Here is a 23,542-nt window from a genome sequence, read left to right on the forward strand (position 1 = left end):
CAAGCGGTAGCAGAACTTGTCCGCTTTTGGTCGCCCACGCTCCGACTAGGTCGCCGCCTGCACCAGCGCCCGCAGCCAGCGGTGCGAGGCCTCGGCGTCGTGGCGCAGGTGCCAGAGCATCGACACATGCACCGGCGGCATGGGCAGGGGCAACTCACGCACCAGCAGTTCGTCGCGGTAGCCGGTGGCGGCGATGAAGTGCTCGGGCAGCACGGTCAGCAGGTCGGATTCCGAGACCACGCGGCCGGCCGTGAAGAACTGGTTCACCGTGAGCAGGATGCGCCGCTGCCGCCCCAGTCCTGCCAGCGCGAGGTCAACATAGCCGTGCGGCCGGCCCGAAAAGCTCACCTGCAAGTGATGGGCCGCGCAGTAATTGTCGAGAGTAAGTGCCTGCTCTGCCAGTGGGTGGCCGCGGCGCATCACGCAGACATAGCGGGTGTCGTAGAGCCGCGCGTGGCGTATCGGCCCTTCCTCGCCCTGGGCCACGACGGCGGCCACGGCCTCGGGAAAGAAGCCCACGGCCAGTTCGGCGGCGTCGTCGGCGAGCAGGCGGCGCGGGTCGCGCGTGGTCAGCGGCAGCACGCGCAGGTTGACGGCCGCCGCCGCGCTCTCGATGGCGCGCACCAGGGCCGGCGCCAGCAGGGCCGCCGTGGCGTCGGCCATCGCAATGCGCAACTGCATGGCGTCCCGGGCCGGGTCGAACTCACCCGGCGCCAGCGCCTGGCGCAGGCTGGCCAGGGCCTCGCGCACCTGGGGCCACAGGGCCTCGGCGCGCGGTGTCGGCCGCACGCCGCGGGCGGCGCGCTGAAACAGCTCCTCGCCCACCGCATCGCGCAGGCGGTGCAGGGCGTGGCTGACCGCCGGCTGGGTCATGGCCAGCGTGGCGGCGGCGCGCGTGAGGCTGCCATCGGCCATCACGGTGTCGAAGACGCGCAGCAGATTGAGATCGAGGGTGCGGTAGTTGGTGCTCATGCGACCCAATGATATGAACCATGTTCATACAACAAGTGCAAATTATTCAATTGAACATCATTAGTGCTAACCCTAATCTACGGGCATGGTCACCGGCGTCGGTGGCCCTGAGAGGAAAAGCAAATGACCACCATGACCGTCACCGTCCCCGACAAGACTCGCATGCCCTACGGTGCCTGGTTGGCGGCTGCGGCGTTTTCGCGCCTGCTGCAGGTCTTCGAAGTCTCGCGCCGGGCGCGCGCCGAGCGCCGCCAGCGCAACCAGCTCGAGACCGACTGCGCTGGCGTGCGCAGCTACGCGCAGCAGATGATGGAGATCGACCCGCGCTTCGCGTCCGAGCTGTTCGCGGCCGCCGACCGCGCCGAGCAGACAGCGCAGTCGCAGCGCTGATCAAGCAAGGCCGGCGGCGCTAGCCGCCGGGGCCGTGGGTTCAGGCCGCGCGCAGGCGCGGCGTGCTCACGGCGAGTTGGCTGAACAAATCCTTGGGATCGGCCAGCGCGGGGATCAGCGGCAGCTCCTGCCCCAGCCCCAGCTCGGCCGCCAGCTCGGCCAGCAGGCGCAGCGCCGAGAAGTCCTCGAGCGCGAAGCCCACCGAGTCGAAGACCGTCACCTCGGTCTCGCTGCGGCGGCCCTGGGCCTGGCCGGTGAGCACGCGCCACAGCTCGGTGACCTTGAAACCGGGCGCCATCTGCTGGATCTCGCCCTCCACGCGGCTCTGCGCCTCGTACTCGACGAAGACGCTCGCCGCCTGCAGCACGCCCGGATGCAGCTCGGTCTTGCCCGGGCAGTCGCCGCCGACGGCATTGAGGTGCATGCCGGGCTCGATCATCGCGGGCTCGATGATGACGGCGCGGCGCTTGTCGGCCGTCACCGTGGTCACGATGTCGGCGCCGCGCACCGCCTCGGCCGTGCCTGCACAGGCGATGAGGCGCAGGCCGGGCACGGCGCGCAGATGGCGCATCAGCTTGGCGGTGGCAGTGGCGTCGGTGTCGTAGAGCCTCAGCGTCGTGATTCCCAGCAGGTGGTGGAAGGCCAGGGCCTGGAACTCGCTCTGCGCGCCATTGCCGATCAGCGCCATCGTGCGCGAGCCCGGCCGCGCCAGCGCCCGCGCCGCCAGCGCCGAGGTGGCCGCGGTGCGGATCGCGGTGGTGATGGTCAGTTCGCTCAGCAGCGTCGGCATTCCCGTCGCCACATCGGCCAGCACACCGAAGGCCATCACCGTGGGCAGGCCGGCGGCGGTGTTCCTGGGGTGGCCATTGACGTACTTGAAGGCGTAGTGCGTTGCGTCGGCCGCCGGCATCAGCTCGATCACGCCGTCGGCCGAATGGCTGGCCAGGCGCGCTACCTTGTCGAACTCGGGCCAGCGGCGGAAATCGGCCGCGATGGCGGCCTCCATGCGCCGCAGCACCTCGGGCAGGCCATGGGCGGCCACGATGCGGGCGATGTCTTGCGTGCCGAGCAGGGTTGTCATGTGTGTCTCCAGTCTTGTCTTGCCAGCATTGTTCGGGGCGGACGTGGCAGGGGCCAGCGCCAAGACTGCCTGCCAAAGCGCAGAGTTCTGGCGAAATGGCAGCCTTGAATGCCAGAATGCGCAATGGACGCCACCGACCTGCAGCTCATTGCCCTGCTGCGCAGCGATGCCCGCGCCAGCGTCGCGATGCTGGCCAAGAAGCTGGGTGTCTCGCGCGGCACCGTCAGCAACCGCATCCGCAAGCTCGAGGACGAGGGCGTGGTGGTCGGCTACACGGTGCGCCTGCGCCCTGACGTGCAGACCAACCGCATCAGCGCCTGGATGAGCATTGCGGTGGACGGCAACCAGACGCGCGCCGTCATCGCCACCCTGCTGGGCGAGCCCGGCGTGGCGGCGCTGCATGACACCAACGGCCGCTGGGACCTGCTGGCCGAACTGCGCGCCGCCAGCCTGGGTGAGCTGGCCGAGGTGCTGGAGCGCGTGCGCCTGATCAAGGGCATTGCCGGCACCGAAACCAGCATCCACTTGCAGACCTACAAGCTGGCCTAGCATCGGTCGGCATCGGCCCTCTTTTCACTTCGATGGCCCGGCATGCTTGCGCCGCTGCCTGGCGCCCTGCGACGGCGCGTGCGAGATCGAGGTGCGCCCGCTCCCCGAGCCGGAAGATTTCGGCGACCATCCGTCCAGTGCGCGTTTTCGCGCACGGCAGGCGTCGCTAGCCGGGGAGCAGCCATGAAGATCACCCTCAACAGCGTGCTGGTGCAAGACCAGGACGAGGCGCTGACCATCTACACCGAGCGGCTCGGCTTCGTGAAGAAGGCCGACATCGCCATCGGCCACTACCGTTGGCTCACCGTGGCCGCGCCCGAGGGCATCGCCGGGGTCGAGCTGGCGCTGGAGCCCATGGCCTTCGAGCCGGCGCGCGTCTACCAGCGCGCGCTCTTCGAGGCCGGCATTCCGGCCACCGCCTTCGTCTCGCGCGACATCGCGGCCGAGGCGGCACGGCTGCGTGCGCGCGGCGTCGTCGTGCGCGGCGAGCCGGCTGTGATGGGGCCCATCACCGCCGTGATGTTCGAGGACGGCTGCGGCAACCTCATCCATCTGGTGCAGCCGCTGGAAGAGTCGGCCGAGGAGCCCGTGCTCGCCACCTCGCGCGTGATCGACTTCGGCGCCGAGCGCGTCTTCCAGGCCCTGGCCGACCCGCGCGAGCTGGCGCTGTGGTGGGGGCCCAAGGGCTTTTCCAACCGCTTCGAGGTGTTCGAGTTCAGGCCTGGCGGAAGCTGGCGCTTCACGATGCACGGCCCCGACGGCACGCTCTACCCGAACGAGAGCCGGTTCACCGAGATCGTGGCCGATGAACTGGTGGCGCTGCGCCATGTCAACTGGCCCAACTTTGACCTTCGCATCTCGCTGCAGACCCTGGGCCCGGGGCGCTGCCGCATTGGCTGGCACATGCGCTTCGACAGCGCCGAGATGTGCGCCAAGGTGCGCCAGGTGGTGGTGCCGGCGAACGAGGAGAACCTCGACCGCCTGGAGGCGGCGCTCGGGCGGCCGGCGCCCTGAGCGCGCTTCACGCGCAGGCGGGCCGCCCGCCGCCCGCCCTCAGCCCGGCGCCTGCCCCACCGGGCCCGCCAGGCCTGCGGCAGCGCGGGCTGGGCGGGCCTTGCGACGCAGCCGCCGCCAGCCGGTCACCACGCCGGTCAGGCTCAGGCCCAGGCCGGCCAGGCTGAAGACCAGCATCCAGGCGTCCCAGGCCGGGCGCGCCGCCAGCAGCTGTGGCAGGTCGAAGCTGTGCAGGAAAGCGAACAACCAGCGGTCCACGCGCCGGTGGCCGTCGCTCACCTGCACGATGGCGCCGGTGTGTTCTGCAATCGTCACCCAGGTGTCGTTGGCGTCGTCGAACTGCAGCCGCCATGCCGGCAGCGGGCGTTCGCTGTGGCCTGTCATGGTGTGCGGCTCGCGGGCGTAGTACCAGTGGTCATAGGCTGTCAGCCGCTGCTGCTGCACGATGCGTGTACCCGGCAGCAGCGCCTGCGCGGCGGCGCGCCAGCGAGCTTGCGGCATTGCCTGCTCGTGGGCCTGGGTGGCGTCGACCACCCAGGTTCCGCCCGTGCCCAGGGCCAGCACGTCGTGGTCGCCGCCCAGGCGCCGCCATTGCAGCTCGCGTGGCTGGTGGCCCAGCGCCTGCAGCCGCGCCAGCACATCGGCCGCCGCCGGTGCCTGTTGCGCCTGCAGCGGCCCGCCGGCATAGGCCATGCGGTCAGGCCTGGCGCCCGGCGCATTGAAGAGCTTCCACGGGTTGACCGAGAGCAGCCCGCTCAGCACCCAGGTCAGGCACAGCACGCCACCGGCCATGCCCAGCAGGTGGTGCCAGCGCTCCATGAAGCCGGTGTAGGGCGTGCGGTGGCCACTCTTGTAGCGCCCGCGGAAGCGCCAGCGCAGCACCCCGATCACCAGACCGGCGAGCGCGCCCACCGTTGCCGCCAGGGACAGCGCGATCACGATGTCGGTCCACCACTCATTGAGCGCCCCGCCGCGCAGGATGTAGAGCCAGTGCAGCCAGGCGCCCAGCCAGCCCCAGCTGCGCTCGACGAAGCTGGCGTCGCGCACGACCTCGCCGGTACGGCTGCTGACGTAGAGCCAGCGGGTGTCGGCATCGTCAACCTCCACCACATGCAGCGGCCGGTGGGCATCGAGCGCGCGTGAGTGGGTCCAGGCGTCCTCGCCGCGCTGCGCGAGGTAGCGGCCCGGCACGCCGCCGGCGAAGTGGCGTGCCGAGGCCAGCGCATCGGTGGCCGAGACCCCCGAGATGCGCGCGCCGCTGATGGCGTCCACCGCCACCGGGTGCCGTGCGTCGCCAAACACGTAGCGCGGCGCTCCGGCCACGCTGGTCAGGCGCCAGCTGTCGGGTTCGGGCCGGTTGCCGCGCCGGTCTGCCGCGGCCGAAGCCGCCGACGCGCCGTCCAGGCCCGCGGCCCGCAACGCCTGCGCCAGTGGCACGCAGCAACCCTGGGCCGGCAGCGCCGGCAGCCCGGCCAGGTGCTCGGCCGGGGTGAGCTTGGGATAGCCCACATACAGCATCACCATGCCGGACAGGAACCACAGCGCCATCACCAGGCACAGCGTGATGCCCAGCCAGCGGTGGACGAGGTAGAGCCAGCGTTTCACGCGCGCCCCGCTCAGAACTTCCAGTCGACGCTGACCGAGGCCGAACGCGCCGCACCCAGGTAGACCAGGTTGTTGCCCAGCGTGGCCGAGTAGGTCTTGTCGGTGGCGTTGTTGATGCGGGCGCGCAGGCTCACGCCCTCGGCGGCCTGCCAGCTGGCCGACAGGCCCAGCAGGTCGTAGGCGCCTTCCCAGATGGTGTTGGCGTTGTTGGCAAAGCGCTGGCCCACATGGCGCCAGTCGGCCGCCAGCTGCAGCGTCGGCGTGGCCTGCCAGGCGAGCGCGCCGCCGACCACCCAGTCGGGCGTGTTGGCGGGCGCGTTGCCGGCGCGCGAGACCACGGTGGTGCCCACGGTCTCGAAGAAGTCGTCGAACTTGGCATCGGTCCAGGCCAGCTGCAGGCTGCCCTGCCACTGCGGCAGGGGGCGCCAGCGCGCGCTGAACTCGACGCCGCGGCTGGACTGCTGGCCGACGGGGACGACCTTGGTGCGGTCGTTGGGGTCGGTGATGGACAGGTTCTCGCGCACGATGTCGTACAGGGCCACGCTCAGCTCGCCGCGCCGGTTGTCGAAGCTGGCCTTGCTGCCCAGTTCCACCTGCCGGCCCTTGGTGAGGTCGAAGTCGCGCAGCGCCGCGAAGCCGGCCGTGGCCAGCAGGCCCGAGGGCGGATCGGCCGCCGTGCTGTACTGGGCGTAGACCTGCCAGCCGGGCGTGAGGTCATGCACCAGGCCGATGCGGCCCGTGACCGGCTTGAAGCTCGTCTCGAAGAGGGCCGGGTTGGTGGCCGTCACCGTGCGGTGGTTGCGCACCGCCAGGGCGATGCGGTCGGCGCGCAGCCCCGTGGTCAGGGCCCAGCCGGGCGCCAGCACGGTGCGGTTCTCGGCAAACAGCGCCGCCGTGCGCAGCCGGTTGGTGGCGCCGGGGTTGTAGCCCGGCACGATGCCGGGGGTCTGGTAGAAGAAGCTGGCGGCGGGCGCGTAGGGGTCGGTGCGGTCGAAGGGCCCGGCCACGCTCAGCGGGTAGCGCGTCTGCTTGTTGAAGCTGAAGTCCCAGCCGGCGGCGAAGTCGCTCTTGAGCCCGCCGATGGTGGCCTTGTGCGAGAGCTCGCCGCGGCTGCCCCACACGTCCTGGTTGTGGCGCTGCAGCAGCGCGCTGGAGCGCTCGACCTGGGTGTTGCCGTTGACCCAGCTGTAGACCTCGACGTTCTCGTAGTCGCGCAGGGCCTCGTAGTGGTAGGCGGTATGGCTGACATCCGTGGCAGGCGACAGGCGCCACTCGAGGATGGAGCGCACCCACAGCACCTCCTGGCTGTACTTGCCGTCGAGCACGTTGTAGTTGACGCCGCGCGTGCGCGGGTCGATGCGCACTTCGCCCAGCACGGCATTCGCCGCGTCGCGCAGCAGCGGCGTGCCCCAGTAGGGCTGCTCGACGAGTTCGTGCTGCTGCTCCACCGCCAGCGTGTGGCTGAGCGTCGTGCCCAGCTCTGAACGCCAGGACAGCGCCGCCTGCCAGGACTCGCGATCGCGGCCCATGGTGTCGACCGTGCCCTGGGTGGTGTTGAGGTCGGCGCGCAGCACCTGCCTGCCGAAGCTGCGCTGCACGCTGAGGGCGGCCTGGCGCTGGTCGCCGACGGCCAGCCTCGCGTGCGTCAGGTCACCCTGGGTGTCGGCGATCTTGGTCACGACGTTGATCGAGCCGCCCACTGCACCCGAGCCGTGCAGGAAGCTCGACGGTCCGCCTATGGCCTCGACGCGCTCGACGATCCAGGCATCGACCGGGCGTGCCGCGATGGCGTCGTACTGCACGCTGATGCCGTTGTACAGCTGGGACAGGCTGGCGTTGTTGAAGCCGCGGAAGAACACCGATGCGGGCGAGCCGGGCTGGGCCGAGAAGCTGACGCCGGGCACCAGCTTCAGGATGTCCTGCGTGTCGAGCGCGCCGATGGCGTCGATGTCGGCGCGGTCGATGAGGGCCACCGAGGCCGGGTTCTCGCGCACGCTCAGGCCCAGGCGCGAGCCGGTGCTGGGCGTGGCGTCCAGCCGCGCGGGTGCGGCGGTGCCGGTCACGACGACGCGCTGTTCGGGCGTGGAGGTCTGGGCCTGTACAGGGCTGGCCAGCAGCAGGGCGGCGGCGATGGGGGAGAGACGGAAGCTGATGTGGAGTTTCATGATGGAGGGGGGGCTCAAAGCCGTAGGCAGGGGGAGTGGACGCACGCGGGCACCGGCCGGGCGCAAGGCCCAGGGCGGGGCAGGCCGGATCGACGGCGAAGCGAGGCCGCGTGGGCCGGGACGGGCAGACGGGCGAGCGGCGGCCGGGCTGTTCAGCCCGGCGCAGGCGCTCTCAGGGGGGTGGTGTCAGGCGCGGGCCGGCGGGGCGCGCGGCTGGGCGCTGCGCCATGCGGGCAGCGTGTACGGGGCCTGCAGGAACAGGCGAGGCACTTCCGTGCCGCCCGGCAGCTGGGGCGGCCGGGGCGCCGCCACCGGGGGCGGCCCGGCATCGGCCGACAGGCCGCACAGGGCGCAGTGGTCCAGGTGGCCGCTGGTGTGGGCCTGGGATTCCTCGCCGTCCGCGATGGCAACCAGCTGCATGCCCTGCGGCGTGCAGATCTCGACCCAGGACATCGGGCCCTGCTGCGACGCCATGGCGCGCGAGATCGTCGGCACCAGCGCAAGCACCAGCATCGCAAACAGGGCGATCCAGGCGGTGGGCTGGCGATGGCGGCGGCAGGTCTGCACGCGCCGAAGTGTATCCAGATGAACGCTCCCTTGGCGGCCCCGCGACGGGCCTGCCGCCGTGTCCTTGCGCGCCCGCCAGCCGCCTCGGCTACGCTTGCGGCCCCCTTCCGCCGCTGGATCGCCGCCATGAAGATCGAATTCATCTCCGACGTCGCCTGCCCCTGGTGCGCCGTCGGCCTCCACGCGCTGGAGCGCGCGCTCGAACGCATGGGTGGCGAGATTGCCGTCGAGATCGAGTTCCAGCCCTTCGAGCTGAACCCGACGATGGCGCCCGAGGGTGCCGACGCCGGCGACTACCTCAAGGCCAAGTACGGCATGAACGATGCGCAACTGGCGCACAACCGCGGCGTGCTGCGCGAGCGCGGTGCCGCCGTGGGCTTTGCCTTCGGCGAGCGGGCCCGCGTCTGGAACACCTTCGACGCCCACCGCCTGCTGCTGTGGGCCGGGCGCGAGGGCCCCGCAGGCAGCCAGCGCGCGCTCAAGCACGCGCTGCTGCAGGCCTACCACGGCGAGGGGCGCAACCCCGGCGCGCCTGACGTGCTGCTGGAGCTGGCCGCCGCCGCCGGCCTGGATGCCGACCGTGCGCGCGAGCTGCTCGCCAGCGATGCTCTTGCCGACGAGGTGCGCGAGGCCGAGCAGTTCTGGCAGCGGGCCGGCATCCAGTCGGTGCCGGCGGTCGTGATCGATCGCAAGCACCTCATCTCCGGCGGCCAGCCGCCCGAGGTCTTCGAGCAGGCGCTGCGCCAGATCGCCGCCGGCACGTCGGCCTGATGGCCGCGCTGCATGAGCTGGGCGTGGCGGCGCTGCACGCCGCCTACGCCGCCGGCACGCTGTCGCCGGTGGAAGTGGCGCAGGCGGTGATCGCCCAGGTGGCGCGCTGGGAGCCCCACATCGCCGCCACCTATGCCTTCGATGCCGAAGCGGCGCTGGCGATGGCGCGCGCTTCCGAGTCGCGCTGGCGGCGTTGCGAATCGCTCGGCGGCCTGGACGGCGTGCCGGTGACGATCAAGGAGAACATCGCCACCCGCGGCGTGCCCCAGCCGCTGGGCACGGCCGCCACCGAGCTGCTGCCGGCGGCCGACGACGCGCCGCCGGCGGCGCGGCTGCGCGAGGCCGGCGCCGTCTTCATCGCCAAGACCACCATGCCCGACTACGGCATGCTGTCCTCGGGGCTGTCGAGCTTCCATCCGCTCACGCGCAACCCCTGGGACCTGGCGATGAACCCCGGCGGCAGCAGCGCCGGCGCCGCCGCGGCTGCTGCCGCCGGCTACGGCCCGCTGCACCTGGGCACCGACATCGGCGGCTCGATCCGCCTGCCCGCGGCCTGGTGCGGCGTGTTCGGCCTCAAGCCCAGCAATGGCCGCGTGCCCATCAAGCCGCCCTACCTGGGCCGCGTGGCCGGGCCGCTGACGCGCATGGTGAGCGACGCCGCCTGGTTGATGGAAGTGCTCGCCCGCCCCGACTGGCGCGACGCCACCAGCCTGCCGCCGCAGGACATCGCCTGGCGCGACTTCGAAGTCGACCCGCGCGACTTCCTGCGCGGGCGCCGCATAGGCCTGCTGCTCGACGCCGGCTGGGGCCTGGCGGTCGAGCCCGAGACCGCCGCCGCGGTGCAGGCCGCCGCGCGTGCCTTCGAGGGCGCCGGTGCCATCGTGGAGCCGCTGGCGCCGTTCACCACGCGGGCGATGGCCGACGGCATCGACCGTTTCTGGCGCCTGCGTTCCTGGCTGGACATGGAGGCCTTGCCGCCCGCGCGCCGTGCCCGTGTCCTGCCCTTCATCCGCGACTGGGTGGCGCCAGCCGCCGGCTGCAGCGCGGCGCGGTTGTTCGAAGGCTATGGCCAGTTCGCGGCGCTGCGCGATGCCGCGGTGGCGGCCTGCCAGCCCTATGACTTCGTGATCTCGCCGGTGGCGCCGGTGGCCGGCTTCCCGGCCGAGTGGGCCATGCCCAGCAACGACCCGGCGCGTGCAATGGAGCACATAGCCTTCACCCTGCCCTGCAACATGAGCGAGCAGCCGGCGGCCAGCATCGCCTGCGGCCACACGGCGGCCGGCCCGCAGGGCGGTCTCCCCATAGGCCTGCAGATCGCCGGCCGCCGCCATGACGACCTCGGCGTGCTGAGGCTGGCGCGCGCCTGGGAGCAGCTGCGCCCGCCGCCGCGGCCCTGGCCTGAGCCGCCTGCAACGCCCGAAAGCGCCGCCCGCAACTAGCGCTACATTGCGCCCATGGCTACCCCGGACCTGCGCGGCAACCCCTGTGGCAGCGCCTCGACGGCCGCCCGCGACGCGGCAGAGCGGGCGCTGTGGCGGATGATGTCCTTCTACGACACACCGCTGGCCGATCTTGACGCCGCCGTTGCCGCCGATGCCGGCTGGCCCCTGCCCCACGTCATGCGTGCCGGCTTCCTGCTCAGCCTTACCGAGCCGGCGCTGCTGGCCGAGGCCGAGGCCGAGCTGGCGTTGGCGCGCGCCTTGCAAGGCCAGGGCACGGCGCGCGAGCGCGCCCACCTCGAGGCGGTGGAGGCCGTGTACCAGGGCCGCTGGCAGGTGGCCTGCCGCATCTGGGACGAACTGCTGGTCGATCACCCCCGCGACGCGCTGGCGCTGCAATGGGCCCAGCTGTGGGACTTCTACCGCGGCGACGCCGCCGGCCTGCGCCAGCGCCCGGCGCGCGCCCTGCCCGAATGGGACGAGGCCGACCCGCTCCACCCCTATGTGCTGGCGCTCTACGCCTTCGGCCTGGAGGAGTGCAATCTCTACCCCCAGGCCGAGGAGACCGGCCGCCGCGCGCTGGCGGCCAATGCGCGCGTGCCCTGGGCCGTACACGCCGTGGCCCATGTGATGGAGATGCAGGGCCGCTTCGAGGACGGCGCCAACTGGCTGCGCCAGCACCAGGAGGCCTGGGCCGAAGGCAATGGCTTCGCCTGCCATCTGTGGTGGCACAAGGCGCTGTTCCGGCTGGAGGCGATGGATCTGGCCGGCGTGCAGCGCCTGCTCGACGTACACCTGAGCGGCCAGAACCTGCAGCTCTCGCTGCAGCGCGTCGACGCCGCCTCGCTGCTGTGGCGGCTGCACCTGCTGGGCGAGGACGTGGCGGCCCAGGCCACGGCGCTGCTCAAGGACTGGCCGCTGGAGGGCGTGGGCGCCGGCCACTACGCCTTCAACGATCTGCACGCGGTGCTGGCGATGATCGCCGCCGGCCAGGCGCCGCGCGCCGAGGCCTGGCTGGCGCGCTGCGCCGAGCGCGCCCTGGCGCCCGCCGACGCGCGCCGCAGCAACCACCTGATGGCGCGCGAGGTCGGCCTGCCGCTGATGCGCGGCATGCTGGCGCTGGCGCGCGGCGACGCCGACACTGCGGTCGACCTGATGGCGCCGGTGCGCGCCCAGGCCCAGCGCTTCGGTGGCAGCCATGCCCAGCGTGATCTCATCGACCTCAGCCTGCTCGCCGCCGCCGCCCAGGGCGGTCGCCGCTCCTACGGCCGCGCCCTGCTCAACGAGCGCGGCATGGCCAAGCGCGTGACGCCGCTCACCCGCCACTGGATCGAGCGCATGTCGAGCCCGATGACGGCGCGAGCCTGAGGGCCGCGCGGCGGCAAGTCCGCGCTTCCAGCCCTCGATCTGGGCTTCTTTGTGCCACCAATTCGGGCGATAGCCCGGCGCCGGCCTGCCTAGCATGGCTTGACCGTGCGGCTTGGCGCCGCCGGCCGCCGCATGTCCGTCGAACCCCTTCCCGCCGCCGCCGAAGCCACGCCCCGCCGCGACAAGCTGCGCCTGGGTGACGTGCTGGTGCAGCAGCACCTGATTTCGGCCACCCAGCTCGAGGAAGCCCTGCGCGAGCAGCGCAGCAGCGGCAAGAAGCTGGGCCGCCTGTTCATCGACTCCGGCCTCATCACCGAAGAAGCCCTGGCCCATGCGCTGGCGCGCCAGCTGCGCGTGCCGGCTGTCAACCTCAAGAGCTTTCCGCTCAAGAGCGAGAACGTGCGCCTGCTGGCCGAGAGCCCGGCGCGGCGCCACCGCGCCGTGGTGCTGGAGGACAAGGGCGAGCATCTGCTGGTGGGCATGGTCGATCCGCTCGACCTGTTCGCCTTCGACGAATTGACGCGCCTGCTCAAGCGCCCGTTGCGCATTGCCGTCGTGCCCGAAAGCCAGCTGCCGCCGGTGCTGGACCGCCATTACCGCCGCACCGAAGAGATCAGCGGCCTGGCCAAGGCGCTGGAGCGCGACATCGGCGACGCGGTCGACTTCGGCACCCTGCAGGCCAATGTCGGCCAGGAGGCGGCGCCGGTGGTGCGCCTGCTGCAAAGCGTGTTCGAGGATGCGATGCAGGTCGGTGCCTCCGACGTCCACATCGATCCGCAGGAGAACCACCTCGTCATCCGCAGCCGCATCGACGGCCTGCTGCAGACCCAGACCCAGGCCGAGAAGCGCATCGGCGCAGCGCTGGCCCAGCGGCTCAAGCTGATGGCGGGCCTGGACATCTCGGAGAAGCGCCTGCCGCAGGACGGCCGCTTCACGGTGAGGCTGCGCGAGCGCACGGTGGACGTGCGCTTGTCGACCCTGCCTTCGCAGTACGGCGAATCGCTGGTGATGCGCCTGCTGAGCCAGGGCGACGCGGTGCGCCGCCTGCACCAGATCGGCATGCCCGACGACATCCTGGCCCGCCTGCGCGAGGTGCTGGGCCGCCATGCCGGCATGCTCATCGTCACCGGGCCCACCGGCTCGGGCAAGACGACCACGCTGTACGCCGCGCTGGCCGAGCTCGACGCCGACCAGCAGAAGATCATCACCGTCGAAGACCCCATCGAGTACCGCCTGCCCGGGCTGACCCAGGTGCAGGTGAACGACCGCATCGAGCTCGACTTCGCACGCGTGCTGCGCGCCGCGCTGCGCCAGGACCCGGACGTGATCCTGGTGGGCGAGATGCGCGACGCCGAGACGGTGGAGATCGGGCTGCGCTCGGCCATCACCGGCCACCTGGTGCTCAGCTCGCTGCACACGCGCGATGCCATGGGCACGCCCTTCCGCCTGCTCGACATGGGCGCGCCGCCCTTCATGGTGGCGACCTCGCTGCAGGCCGTGATCGCCCAGCGCCTGGTGCGCCAGAACTGCGAGAACTGCGCCGCGCCCACCGTGCTCAACGCGCAGGAATCGGCCTGGCTGCACGCCGTCGGCGGCGCGGTTGGCATCGCGATGGGCGAGAAGACGCTGCGCGGCCAGGGCTGCTCGGCCTGCAACGGCACCGGCTGCTCGGGGCGCCTGGGTGTCTATGAGTTGCTGGAGATGGACGCTGCGCTGGCCGATGCCGTGACCCACGCCGACCCGCCCAGCTTCACACGCCTGGCGCGCGAGCGCATGGCCGGCCGCACCCTGGCCGCACGCGCCTTCGAGCTGGTGCGCCAGGGCCGTGTCTCGGTGGCCGAAGCCATGCGCCTCGGCAACGACGCTGAACCATGACCACCTGGGCCTGGCGGGGTCGCAACCACCGCGGCGAACTGATCCAGGGCGTCATCGACGCCGACGATGACGATGCCGTCGCCCAGCAGTTGCTGGCCGGCGGCGTGACGCCGGTGGAAATCAAGGTGGCGGTGCGCGCCGTCGAGGCGCCCGCCGCGGGCTGGTGGGCAGCGCTGCGCACGGCGCCGCTGCAACTGCTCGACCTGCTGCTGCTGTCGCGCCAGATGTACACCTTGCAGCGCGCCGGCGTGCCCATCCTGCGCGCGCTGGCCGGCCTGCAGGCCAGCAGCAGCAAGCCGGCCATGGTGGCGCTGCTGGCCGACTTGCGCGCCAGCCTCGACCAGGGCCGCGAGCTGGCCACCGCGATGGCGCGCCACCCGCGCGTCTTCGACCCCTTCTACATCGCCATGGTGCGCGTCGGCGAGATGACCGGCCGCCTCACCGAATCGTTCAAGCAGCTGGCCGAACACATCGAGTTCGACCTCGACGTCCGCGCCCGCGTGCGCCAGGCCCTGCGCTACCCGATGCTGGTGGTGGGCGCCATCGTGATCGCGATGTTCGTGATCAACCTCTTCGTGATTCCCACCTTCGCCAACGTCTTCGCCAGCTTCAAGGCCCAGCTGCCGCTGATGACGCGCATCCTGCTGGCGCTGTCGGCCTTCACCGTGCGCTGGTGGCCGCTGCTGCTGGCGCTGGCGGTGAGCACCGGCTGGGGCGTGCGCACCTGGATTGCCACGCCGGCCGGCCGCTACACCTGGGACCGCTGGAAGCTGCGCCTGCCCATTGCCGGGCCCATCGTGCTGAAAGCCACGCTGGCGCGCTTTGCGCGCAGCTTTGCGCTCGCTTCGCGCAGCGGCGTGCCCATCAGCAGCGCCATGACGGTGGTCTCGCAGACGGTGGACAACGCCTTCGTCGGCCAGCGCATCGAGCAGATGCGCGACGGCATCGAGCGCGGCGAGAGCCTGTCGCGCTGCGCCGCCGCCACCGGCGTGTTCACGCCCATCGTGCTGCAGATGATCGCCGTGGGCGAGGAAACCGGCGAGCTCGACACCCTGCTCGACGAGATCGCCGAGATGTACGAGCGCGAGACCGACTACGCCATCAAGGGCCTGTCGTCCAGCATCGAGCCGGTGCTGCTGACCATCATCGGCGCCATGGTGCTGGTGCTGGCGCTTGGTGTATTCCTACCGCTTTGGAACCTCGGCCAGGCGGCCAGCGGGCGCGGATGAGATGTGCGCCCTCAAGCCGCGCCGGAGTGCGCCGATATGCGGGAAAGCAGGCCGTGACGCGGGCCGAAACAGCACTCTGCGTCGTTCAACGTTTACTGGAGATGTTTCCATGAAAACCCGCCAAACCGGCTTTACGCTCATCGAGCTCGTGATGGTCATCGTCATCATCGGCGTGCTGGCTGCCGTGGCCGTGCCCAAGTTCCTCGACATGAGCGGCGACGCCAAGCTCGCCGCCGCCCAGGGCGTGGCCGGCGCGCTGTCGTCGGCCGGCGCCGTCAATTACGCGGCGCGCAAGGCCAATGCCGGGGCCGGTGCGGCAGTGGCCAACTGCAGCGACGCCGCGGCCCTGCTGCAGGCCGGCGCCCTGCCCACCAACTACAGCATCACGCCGGCCGCGGTGGCGGCCAATGCGACCAAGACTGACTGCGTGGTCTTCGAGCCTTCGAACGCCGCCAGCGCGGCCTTTACCGCCATCGGCATCAACTGAGGGCTGCCGGGCGCGCCGCGCCCGGTTGCGATGGCGATGCGGCGCGAGCGCCCCACCCGTGACGCCGGCTTCACGCTGGTCGAGCTGGTGATGGTGATGCTCATCGTCGGCGTGCTGGCGGTGTTCGCGCTGCCGCGCTTGCTGGACCTGACGAGCTGGCGCCTGCGTGCCTACGGCGACGAGTTGCAGGCGCAGATGATGGCGATGCAGCGCCTGGCCGTGGCGCAGCGGCGCGCGGTGCAGGCCACCCTGTCGACGAGCGGTGTGAGCTTCGCCTACGTGGGCGGGGCCACGCTGGCAAGCCTGCCCTGTCCGGCCGCGGCCACGCCCTGCCTGGGGGCGGCGGCGAGCGCCACCTTCAACAGCGGCAACAGCGGGCGCACCGCCACCTCCACCGGCAGCGCGCTCACCGTCACGCTGGGCAGTGGCGCCGGGGCACAGGTCTGGCGGCTCGAGCACGAAACAGGCTTGTTTCGTCCCGCACCTTGAGCCATCGCACCGCGGCCCGCCTGCCTAGCATGGACTTCCAGCCCAACCGGCCACATCGATGTACCTGCCTGGGACCGCTGACGAGAGCCGACGCCGGCGCGCGCCACGCGCCGTGCGCGCACGCCTGCACGGCCTGTCGCTGGTCGAACTGCTGATCTTCATCGTCGTCGTCAGCGCCGCGCTGGCCGGCGTGCTGCAGGTCTTCGTGCAGGCCACCGCCACCAGCGCCGATCCGCTGCTGCGCCGCCAGGCCCTGGCCATCGCCGAATCGCTGCTCGAAGAGGTGCAGCTGATGCCCTTCACCTGGTGCGACGGCGACGACGCGAATGTCGAGACCGCCACCAGCGCCGCCGCTTGTGCCGGCACGCCCGAGGCAACAGGCCCCGAGGCGGGCGAGAACCGCTACGCCGTGCCGCAGTTCGACCACGCCAACGATTACCACGGCTATGCAACGAGCGGCATCGTCGACATCAACCAGGCCGCCGTGCCCGGCCTCTCGGCCTACAGCGCCAGCGTCAGCGTAGCCAGTGCGGCGCTGAACACCCTCACCGCCGGCAGCGGCGACGCGCTGCGCATCACCGTCACCGTCAGCGGCCCGGGTGCCACCCAGGTCACGCTTGAAGGCTACCGCAGCCGCCATGCGCCCAATGCCTCGCTCTGATCGCCGCCGGTTCGGCCCGGCGCGCGGTTTGGCCTGCGGCCGAACCGGCCTGAGGGCTGCCTTGAACTGCGGTCGAACCCGTGCGCAGGCCGGCTTCACCCTCGTCGAGGCGGTGATGGTGATCGCCATCACCGGCACGCTGGCGGTGGTGGTGGCGCAGTTCATCGTGCGCCCGGTGCAGGCCTACCTGGCGACGTCGGCGCGCGCCGCCCTGGTCGACCAGGCCGACCTCGCGCTGCGCCACATCGGCCGGGATCTGCGCGTGGCGCTGCCCGGCAGCGTGCGCGTCAATGCCGGCGGCACGGCGCTGGAGCTGATCCCCACCAGCGGCGCAGCGCGCTATGCCACCGCGGGCGGCGGCGCGTTGCAGTTCGGCGTGCTCGACACCGCCTTCGATCTCATCGGCCCGCCGCTCACGCTGTCTTCGGCGCAGGAGCTGGTGTTCTACAACCTCGGCCCCGCGGTCGTCGGTGCCGACGCCTATGCCGCCAATGTCAGCGCCGGCGAGCAGGCGACGTCGAACCGCCGCACCACCACCAACACGGCGGGTGAGGCCAGCAGCATCACCATCGCCTCGCTGGCCGCGCTGCCGGCGCTGGCCCAGGCCTGGCCCTATCGCGTCACCGCGGTCGAGATGCCGGTGAGCTACCGCTGCGACCTCGGCGCCGGCCTGTTGAGCCGTCACCAGTACTACGGCTTCCTCGCCACCCAGCCCGACCCGCCCGCGGCCGGCACCAGCGCCGTGCTGGCCAGCGGCGTGAGCGGATGCCGCTTCAGCGTCGACGCCACCCTGGTGGCGGCGCATGCGGCCCTCGTCACCCTGCGCCTGGCCCTGTCTACCAGCACTTCGGCCGGTAGCGAGACGGTCAGCCTCTACCACGCGGTCCATGTCGACAACCTGCCTTGATCGCCGCCACCCGGGCCCGCCCCGCGTTGCCGCGGCGCGGGGCTTCACGCTGATCTCGGCGCTCTTCCTGGTCGTCGTGCTGGCGGCGCTGGGCGCGGCCCTGGCCAGCATCAGCCTGCGCCAGCACCTGGGTTCGGCCGCCGAGATCGAGACTGCACGCGCCTTGCAGGCCGCCCGCGCCGGGCTGGAATGGGCGGCCTTCCAGGTGCTGCGCAACCCGGCGCCGCCGGCCGCCGCGCCGGCCTGCTTTGCCGCCACCAGCTTTGCGTTGGCCGCCTTTCCCGGCTTCACGATCACCGTCAGCTGCACGCGCACGCCGGCCAGCGGCACCGTCAGCGACGGCGCCACGGCGCTGGTGTTCTTCCAGCTTGCCGCCAATGCCTGCAACGCGCCCAGTGGCGGCGCCTGCCCCAGCACGGCAGCCGAGCCGGGCCTGAACTACGTCGAGCGCCAGCTCGGCTGGACGGTGATGCGATGAGGGCCGCCGCCCGCCACTGCTGCGCCGCGCTGCTGCGCCGCCTGGCCCTGGTGGGGCTGCTGTGCGCGCTACCGCTGTCGGCTGCCGCGGCGACCGTGACACGCACGCCGGCCGCCTCGTCCAACTGCTCCAGCCTCTCCACCGGCGGTACGCGGATCTGGAGCAACCCGACGCGGGCCTGGGCCAACGACAACTCCAACGCCACGGTGAGCGTGGATGGAACGATCTCGCGCTACCTGCAGTGCCTGAACTACGGCTTCAGCATCCCCGCCGGTGCGGCCATCAACGGCATCACGGTGACGGTGAACCGCAGGTCCAACCGCACCACCAACGGCGGCAGCCGTGACGCGCTCATGCGCATCGTCAAGGGCGGCGCCGTTGGCGCCAGCGACCGCGCTACCGCGACGACCTACACCACCACCGAGGTGGCCGAAGCGCATGGCGGCAGCACCGACCTGTGGGGCGAGACCTGGACCGCGGCCGACATCAACGCGGCCGATTTCGGCGCCGCCTTCGCCGCCACCAAGCCCAGCATTGCCGGCTTCTCGCACACGGTCTCGGTGGACCTGATCGCGATCACCGTCGACTACACCGTGGACACCACGCCGCCGGCTGTGGCTTCCATCGTGCGGGCCAGCCTCAATCCATCCAGCGGCAGCACGGTCGCATGGACTGTCACCTTCAGCGAGGCGGTGACCGGGGTGGATGCGTCCGACTTCGCGCTCGCCAATTCCGGCCTGAGTTCGATGGCCATCACCTCGGTGAGCGGCAGCGGCACGACCTGGACGGTGGCGTCCAGCACCGGCACCGGCAGCGGCTCGCTGGGCCTGAACCTGGTGGACAACGACAGCATCGTCGATCTCTCAGGCAACAAGCTGGGAGGGACGGGCACCGGCGGGGCCGCCAATGGCAGCCGCACCGGCGAGGTCTACACCGTGGACCGAAACAATCCCAACGCCACGGCCATCAACCGCAGCGGCGCCAGCCCTACCAATGCCGCCAGCCTGAGCTGGGCCGTCACCTTCAACGAAAGCGTGACCGGCGTCGATGCCGGTGATTTCGCGCTTGTGGCCACAGGCAGCGCCACGGGGACCCTCGCCTCGGTCACCGGCTCGGGCGCCAACTGGACCGTCACGGCCAGCGCTGTCGGCGGCGCCGGCACGCTGGGGCTGAATCTGGTAGACAACGACAGCATCGTCGACTCCCTGCTCAACAAGCTGGGCGGAGCCGGCGCCGGCAACGGCAGCCAGACCGGCCAGGTCTATGCGGTCGACCGCGTGGCGCCCGTCGTGGCCTCGATCTCGCGCGACAGCGCCAGCCCCAGCACCCAGAACACGCTGCGCTGGACGGTGACTTTCTCCAAAAGTGTCACCGGCGTCGACGCGAGCGACTTCAGCCTCGCCGCCAGCGGCCTGGCCGGCGCTGCCCTCACCGGTGTGAGCGGCAGCGGAAGCACCTGGGCGGTGAGCGCCGACCCCGGCTATGGCAGCGGCACGCTGGGCCTGAACCTGGTCGACGACGATTCGATCGCCGATGCCGTGGGCAACCCGCTCGGCGGCACAGGCGCGGGCAATGGCAACCACTCCGGACCGGCCTACACCGTCACGACCGTGCCTCTGGCCAGCTACCACCTGGACGAGAGCCTCTGGAACGGCACCACCGACGAGGTGGCGGACGAGCAGGGCAGCTATCCCGGCACCGCCCAGAACGGCGCCACCACCGCCGCCCTGACGGCGGCCTTGGCGGGCGCATCGGGCACCTGCCGCTATGGCGTGTTCCAGAACGTCGGCACACCGTCTGTCACGCAGGGCTATCTGGACCTGGGCGCCGGATTCCCCTACTTTGGCAGCAACAGCTTCACCATCACGGCCTGGGTGCGCAGCACGGCCAACAACGTCGGCAAACAGTGGATCTTCAGTCACAACTCCGGCGGGCGGGGCTATGCACTGGCGCTGGGAACACCAGGCCCCGGCCGCTTGCGCTTTCTCTCGGGTGGCGCGACCACCCCCAACCTCGACACGCCCAACAGCGCCGCCAGCCTGCTGGCCAACGGCACCTGGTACTTCGTGGCTGCGGTGGCCGACTTTGCCGGTGACCCCAACATCGAGCGCAGGGTCTATGTGTTCGACAGCAGCGGCAATCTGTTGCCGGGCTATCCGGCGAGCCTGACCAGCACCGGATGGGACGACACCGAAACCGGCATTGCCAGCATCGGGGGCGATGGCAACGACAGCTTCCGCGGCGTGCTCGACGAGGTCCAGATCTTCGACAAGGCGCTCAACCAAGCTGCCCTGAGCACGCTGGCCCAGGCCCGCCACCTTTGTGGCAACGTCGTGCCCGACCACTACGAGCTGGTGCTGCCGAGCGCCAGCCTGGCCTGTCTGCCCAGTACCGTGACGGTGACCGCCTGTGCCGACACCAGCAGCCCCTGCAGCAACGCCTTTGTCGGCGCCGCCGGCAGCACGGTGACGCTGTCCACCAGCGCCGGCAGCCTGGGCGCAACGACGTTGAGCCTGGATGCCAGCGGCAGCGCCAGCACCACCCTCAGCCACGGCAGTGCGGCCGATGGCGCCACGGTCAGCGTGACGCTGGGGGGCGAGGCGCTGACGGCGTCCAATGCGCGACGATGCTGCGCCAACGGAGTCAGCTGCAGCGCCGCCAACAGCTGCAGCACCACCTTCAGCACCGCCGGCTTCATCGTCGCCACCACCAGCGGCTTGGCGGCGACGATTCCGGCGCAGACGGCCGGCACCGACTCGCTGCCCTACCTGCTGCGCGCGGTGAAGACCGGCACCACCACCGAGGCCTGCGAGGCCGCGCTCACCGGCGCCACCACGGTGGACTGGGCGGCGCAGTGCAACAACCCGAGCACCTGCGCGTCGGGCAACCGCATGACGCTCACCGGCAGCGCCGCCACCGCCATCGCCGCCAACCCGGGCAGCGGCGTGAGCAGCCGCACCGCCGTCAACATGGTGTTCGACGCCAGTGGCGGCGCGCCCTTCAGCTTCAACTACGCCGATGTCGGCCAGGTCACGCTCTCGGCCAGCAAGACTGTCAACGGCGCCACGCTGGCGGGCAGCAGCAATGCATTCGTCGTCAAACCGGCCGGCTTCGCGATCAGCGCCGTGCAGCAAGCCGCCAGCCCCAACCTGGCCAACCCGGGCGCCGTCAGCGCGGCGGGCGCCAAGTTCGTCAAGGCGGGCGAGGCCTTCGGCGCCACCGTCACCGCGCGCACCAGCAGCGGTGCCACCGCGCCCAACTTCGGCCGTGAGACTTCGCCCGAGGGCGTGCTGCTCACGCCCACGCTGGTGCTGCCCGCGGGCGGCACGGCCGGCACGCTGGCCAATGCCACCGTGGCAGGGGGCAGCTTCGCCGCCGGCGTGGCGACGGTCGCCAACCTCGCCTACAGCGAGGTCGGCATCGTCACCCTCACGCCCAGCGTGGCCGACGGCAGCTACCTCGGCGCCGGCGCCGTCAGCGGCACGGCCAGCGGCAACGTCGGGCGCTTCGTGCCGGCGCGCTTCGCGCTCGCGGCCACCAGCGTCACGCACCGCGCCGGCCTGGCGTGTACGCCGGCAGCCAGCGCCACCCACCTGGGCGAGAACTTCACACTGGGCTTCACGCTGACGGCACAAAGCCTCGCCGGTGCGACGACGCAAAACTATCTGGGCAGTTTTGCCAGGCTCGATCCCGCGGCAGCTGCCGGTTACAACCTGGTCGGTCTGGGCGCGTCGACGGCCTTCACCGTAGCCAGCGGCCGGCTCGCCGTTGGCAGCGCCAGCGGCAGCTGGGTCAACGGCGTGGCCGCGGTCACGCTCACCGCCAACGCCACCCGTGCCACCGCGCCAGACGGGCCCTTCGTGGCTGCCTTCGGCATCGCGCCGGTGGACGCCGACGGCGTCGCGATGGCCGCCTTTGACATGGCCGGCACGGCCGGCGGCGCGCTGGACCGCAGCCGGGTGGCCACCGTCAATCTGCGCTTCGGCCGCCTGCGCCTGGGCAATGCCACCGGCGCCGCCGACCGCCCGCTGGCGCTGCCGGTGACGGCCCAGTACTGGAGCGGCAGCGCCTGGGACACCGACACGCTGGACAGCTGCACCACGGTGCCGGTGGCGGCGGTGAGCCTGGGCAACTTGCGCCGCACGCTGAGTGCCGCAGATGCGGCGCCCACGGCCGCCATCGCCCTGGCTGCAGGCATCGGCAGCCTGCGCCTGGCCGCGCCCGGCGGTGGCCGCTCGGGCACGGTGGACGTGGCGCTGAGCCTGGGCAGCACGGCCACCGACGCCTCCTGCCTGCAGAGCTGGACGCCGGTGCGCGTCGCCAGCGCGGGTGCCAACCTGGACTATCTGCGCGGTGGCTGGTGCGGCAGCGGACAGGACAAGGACACGGCCGCCCGCGCCAGCTTCGGGCTGCCGCGCACCCAAGGCCATTTGCTGCACCGGCGGGAGAGCTTCTGATGATCACCTGGCCCTGGTCCCAACGTGCCGGCACCGGTTCCCTGGTGCTCGGCGGCCTGCCCGAGCGCCTGCTGTGGCTGCACGCGGCCGGGCCGCTGGGCCAGCCCGGCGCGCTGCTGGGTGGCGGCGAGCTGGCCTGGGCCGCCGCCGACAGCGCCGCGGCGGCGCGTGCGCTGCGCGACCTCGGCCTGCCGCTGCGCCAGGCGGTGGCGGTGCTGCCATTGCAGCAATCCCAATGGCTGCAGATCGAGACTCCCGCCGTGCCGCCCGACGAACTGCGCGCGGCGGCGCGCTGGCGCGTCAAGGAGCTGGTCGAGGGCCGCGTCGACGAGCTGACACTGGACGTGATGCAGGTTGGCGACGGCCGCGAACGTGCCCACAGCCATGTCTTCGTCGCCGCCGCATCGCGTGAGCGCGTCGACGAGCTGGGCCGGCTGGCGCAGGAGGCCGGCCTGGCTCTCACCGTGGTCGATGTCGCCGAGGCGGCCCAGCGCAACCTCATCGCGGCCCATGCCGCGGCGCGCGGCCTGCGTACACGCGCCGTCGCCGGCCTGGTGCGCCACGGCGCGCATTGCCTGCTCACCATAGGCGCCGGCGACGAGCTGTTCTACGCCCGCCGCATCGACTGGGACGGCCAGGCGATGGCGCCGGCCGCGGCAGCTTCCTTTGCGGCCGGCGGTGACGACGGGCTCGAGAGCCTGGACTTCGTCGACTACGGCGCCGAAACCGCGGCCCCGGTGGCGGCCGATGGCCTGCAGCACCTGGTGATCGAGCTGCAGCGCTCCTTCGATGTCTGGGAGCGCACCTGGACCGACCTGCCGCTGGCCGGCGTGGTGCTGGCGCTGGGCGATGCCGGCGCTGCCGCTGCCGAGGCCATCGTGTCGGCCACCGGCCTGCGCGTCGAGGCGCTGGACGTCGAGGCCCTCTTTCCCGGCTATGCCGCCCTTGCCGGCAGCAGCGAGATGCAGGAGGCCTTGCTGCCCCTGCTCGGCGAGCTGTTGCGCGCCGAAACCAGCAAGCTGTGAGCCCGCACTGAGC

20 protein-coding genes are annotated in these 23,542 nt (G+C 71.7%); 15 read left to right on the forward strand and 5 right to left on the reverse strand.

The window, feature by feature from the left end; translation table 11 throughout:
• Nucleotides 1-45: 45 nt before the first annotated feature.
• Complete coding sequence (locus tag JMV16_RS05395) at nt 46-972, reverse strand: LysR family transcriptional regulator (protein WP_201493154.1); 927 nt, start codon at nt 970-972, stop codon at nt 46-48.
• Between the two features lie 123 nt (nt 973-1,095).
• On the opposite strand from JMV16_RS05395, the gene JMV16_RS05400 reads away from it, so the two are divergent.
• A complete protein-coding gene (locus JMV16_RS05400; RefSeq protein WP_201493155.1) occupies nt 1,096-1,362 on the forward strand; it encodes a hypothetical protein in 267 nt (88 codons plus the stop codon).
• Nucleotides 1,363-1,402: 40 nt separating this feature from the next.
• Here the strand turns inward: JMV16_RS05400 and JMV16_RS05405 are convergent, their stop codons facing one another.
• A complete protein-coding gene (locus tag JMV16_RS05405) occupies nt 1,403-2,443 on the reverse strand; it encodes an ornithine cyclodeaminase (protein WP_201493156.1) in 1,041 nt (346 codons plus the stop codon).
• A 123-nt stretch (nt 2,444-2,566) separates the two neighbouring features.
• Between JMV16_RS05405 and JMV16_RS05410 the strand changes: the two genes are divergently transcribed.
• Both JMV16_RS05410 and JMV16_RS05415 read left to right on the forward strand, forming a co-directional pair.
• Nucleotides 2,567-2,992, forward strand: a complete 426-nt coding sequence (locus JMV16_RS05410) for an Lrp/AsnC family transcriptional regulator (protein ID WP_201493157.1) — start codon at nt 2,567-2,569, stop codon at nt 2,990-2,992.
• 183 nt (nt 2,993-3,175) lie between these two features.
• Nucleotides 3,176-4,006, forward strand: coding sequence for an SRPBCC domain-containing protein (locus JMV16_RS05415; protein WP_201493158.1), 831 nt, complete (start codon nt 3,176-3,178; stop codon nt 4,004-4,006).
• Nucleotides 4,007-4,045: 39 nt separating this feature from the next.
• Here the strand turns inward: JMV16_RS05415 and JMV16_RS05420 are convergent, their stop codons facing one another.
• From JMV16_RS05420 to JMV16_RS05430, 3 genes are all read right to left on the reverse strand, one after another.
• Nucleotides 4,046-5,611, reverse strand: a complete 1,566-nt coding sequence (locus JMV16_RS05420) for a PepSY domain-containing protein (RefSeq protein ID WP_255511410.1) — start codon at nt 5,609-5,611, stop codon at nt 4,046-4,048.
• Nucleotides 5,612-5,622: 11 nt separating this feature from the next.
• A complete protein-coding gene (locus tag JMV16_RS05425) occupies nt 5,623-7,776 on the reverse strand; it encodes a TonB-dependent receptor (RefSeq protein ID WP_236580368.1) in 2,154 nt (717 codons plus the stop codon).
• A 186-nt stretch (nt 7,777-7,962) separates the two neighbouring features.
• Nucleotides 7,963-8,343: a DUF2946 domain-containing protein gene (locus JMV16_RS05430; RefSeq protein WP_201493160.1), complete on the reverse strand. Its 381-nt coding sequence runs from the start codon at nt 8,341-8,343 to the stop codon at nt 7,963-7,965.
• A gap of 126 nt (nt 8,344-8,469) precedes the next feature.
• Between JMV16_RS05430 and JMV16_RS05435 the strand changes: the two genes are divergently transcribed.
• The 12 genes from JMV16_RS05435 (at nt 8,470) to pilM (ending at nt 23,529) form a co-directional block, all read left to right on the forward strand.
• Complete coding sequence (locus tag JMV16_RS05435; RefSeq protein WP_236580369.1) at nt 8,470-9,114, forward strand: DsbA family oxidoreductase; 645 nt, start codon at nt 8,470-8,472, stop codon at nt 9,112-9,114.
• Nucleotides 9,114-10,553, forward strand: a complete 1,440-nt coding sequence (locus tag JMV16_RS05440) for an amidase (protein WP_201493162.1) — start codon at nt 9,114-9,116, stop codon at nt 10,551-10,553. Before JMV16_RS05435 ends, JMV16_RS05440 begins: the two co-directional genes overlap by 1 nt.
• Before the next feature lie 15 nt (nt 10,554-10,568).
• A complete protein-coding gene (locus tag JMV16_RS05445; RefSeq protein WP_201493163.1) occupies nt 10,569-11,921 on the forward strand; it encodes a tetratricopeptide repeat protein in 1,353 nt (450 codons plus the stop codon).
• Between the two features lie 132 nt (nt 11,922-12,053).
• Entirely contained in the window at nt 12,054-13,796 is a 1,743-nt protein-coding gene (locus tag JMV16_RS05450; protein WP_201493164.1) for a GspE/PulE family protein, read from the forward strand.
• Nucleotides 13,793-15,025, forward strand: coding sequence for a type II secretion system F family protein (locus tag JMV16_RS05455; protein WP_201493165.1), 1,233 nt, complete (start codon nt 13,793-13,795; stop codon nt 15,023-15,025). The genes JMV16_RS05450 and JMV16_RS05455 overlap by 4 nt, the downstream gene beginning before the upstream one ends.
• A 109-nt stretch (nt 15,026-15,134) precedes the next feature.
• Complete coding sequence (locus JMV16_RS05460; RefSeq protein WP_201493166.1) at nt 15,135-15,512, forward strand: type II secretion system protein; 378 nt, start codon at nt 15,135-15,137, stop codon at nt 15,510-15,512.
• Between the two features lie 30 nt (nt 15,513-15,542).
• A complete protein-coding gene (locus JMV16_RS24515) occupies nt 15,543-16,001 on the forward strand; it encodes a type IV pilin protein (protein ID WP_201493167.1) in 459 nt (152 codons plus the stop codon).
• Between the two features lie 112 nt (nt 16,002-16,113).
• Nucleotides 16,114-16,662: a type II secretion system protein gene (locus tag JMV16_RS05470; protein ID WP_201493168.1), complete on the forward strand. Its 549-nt coding sequence runs from the start codon at nt 16,114-16,116 to the stop codon at nt 16,660-16,662.
• A 61-nt stretch (nt 16,663-16,723) separates the two neighbouring features.
• Complete coding sequence (locus JMV16_RS05475) at nt 16,724-17,569, forward strand: type II secretion system protein J (protein ID WP_201493169.1); 846 nt, start codon at nt 16,724-16,726, stop codon at nt 17,567-17,569.
• Complete coding sequence (locus tag JMV16_RS05480) at nt 17,550-18,047, forward strand: agglutinin biogenesis protein MshP (protein ID WP_201493170.1); 498 nt, start codon at nt 17,550-17,552, stop codon at nt 18,045-18,047. The genes JMV16_RS05475 and JMV16_RS05480 overlap by 20 nt, the downstream gene beginning before the upstream one ends.
• The gene (locus tag JMV16_RS05485; RefSeq protein ID WP_201493171.1) at nt 18,044-22,504 is read left to right on the forward strand and encodes a DUF6701 domain-containing protein; all 4,461 of its coding nucleotides are present in this window, start codon (nt 18,044-18,046) and stop codon (nt 22,502-22,504) included. The genes JMV16_RS05480 and JMV16_RS05485 overlap by 4 nt, the downstream gene beginning before the upstream one ends.
• Nucleotides 22,504-23,529: a pilus assembly protein PilM gene (pilM, locus tag JMV16_RS05490; protein WP_201493172.1), complete on the forward strand. Its 1,026-nt coding sequence runs from the start codon at nt 22,504-22,506 to the stop codon at nt 23,527-23,529. The genes JMV16_RS05485 and pilM overlap by 1 nt, the downstream gene beginning before the upstream one ends.
• Nucleotides 23,530-23,542 lie beyond the last annotated feature (13 nt).

The organism is Rubrivivax sp. A210 (assembly GCF_904426505.1).
Classification (GTDB): Bacteria; Pseudomonadota; Gammaproteobacteria; order Burkholderiales; family Burkholderiaceae_C; genus Rubrivivax.

Excerpts from the sequence above, each read along its gene's own strand:
- JMV16_RS24515 (WP_201493167.1), top strand. The coding sequence starts at position 15,543 with ATGGCGATGCGGCGCGAGCGCCCCACCCGTGACGCCGGCTTCACGCTG.
- JMV16_RS05480 (WP_201493170.1), top strand. The coding sequence starts at position 17,550 with ATGTCGACAACCTGCCTTGATCGCCGCCACCCGGGCCCGCCCCGCGTT.
- JMV16_RS05445 (WP_201493163.1), top strand. The coding sequence starts at position 10,569 with ATGGCTACCCCGGACCTGCGCGGCAACCCCTGTGGCAGCGCCTCGACG.
- JMV16_RS05485 (WP_201493171.1), top strand. The coding sequence starts at position 18,044 with ATGAGGGCCGCCGCCCGCCACTGCTGCGCCGCGCTGCTGCGCCGCCTG.
- JMV16_RS05400 (WP_201493155.1), top strand. The coding sequence starts at position 1,096 with ATGACCACCATGACCGTCACCGTCCCCGACAAGACTCGCATGCCCTAC.
- JMV16_RS05450 (WP_201493164.1), top strand. The coding sequence starts at position 12,054 with ATGTCCGTCGAACCCCTTCCCGCCGCCGCCGAAGCCACGCCCCGCCGC.
- pilM (WP_201493172.1), top strand. The coding sequence starts at position 22,504 with ATGATCACCTGGCCCTGGTCCCAACGTGCCGGCACCGGTTCCCTGGTG.
- JMV16_RS05425 (WP_236580368.1), bottom strand. The coding sequence starts at position 7,776 with ATGAAACTCCACATCAGCTTCCGTCTCTCCCCCATCGCCGCCGCCCTG.
- JMV16_RS05410 (WP_201493157.1), top strand. The coding sequence starts at position 2,567 with ATGGACGCCACCGACCTGCAGCTCATTGCCCTGCTGCGCAGCGATGCC.
- JMV16_RS05455 (WP_201493165.1), top strand. The coding sequence starts at position 13,793 with ATGACCACCTGGGCCTGGCGGGGTCGCAACCACCGCGGCGAACTGATC.
- JMV16_RS05395 (WP_201493154.1), bottom strand. The coding sequence starts at position 972 with ATGAGCACCAACTACCGCACCCTCGATCTCAATCTGCTGCGCGTCTTC.
- JMV16_RS05405 (WP_201493156.1), bottom strand. The coding sequence starts at position 2,443 with ATGACAACCCTGCTCGGCACGCAAGACATCGCCCGCATCGTGGCCGCC.
- JMV16_RS05435 (WP_236580369.1), top strand. The coding sequence starts at position 8,470 with ATGAAGATCGAATTCATCTCCGACGTCGCCTGCCCCTGGTGCGCCGTC.
- JMV16_RS05415 (WP_201493158.1), top strand. The coding sequence starts at position 3,176 with ATGAAGATCACCCTCAACAGCGTGCTGGTGCAAGACCAGGACGAGGCG.
- JMV16_RS05460 (WP_201493166.1), top strand. The coding sequence starts at position 15,135 with ATGAAAACCCGCCAAACCGGCTTTACGCTCATCGAGCTCGTGATGGTC.
- JMV16_RS05440 (WP_201493162.1), top strand. The coding sequence starts at position 9,114 with ATGGCCGCGCTGCATGAGCTGGGCGTGGCGGCGCTGCACGCCGCCTAC.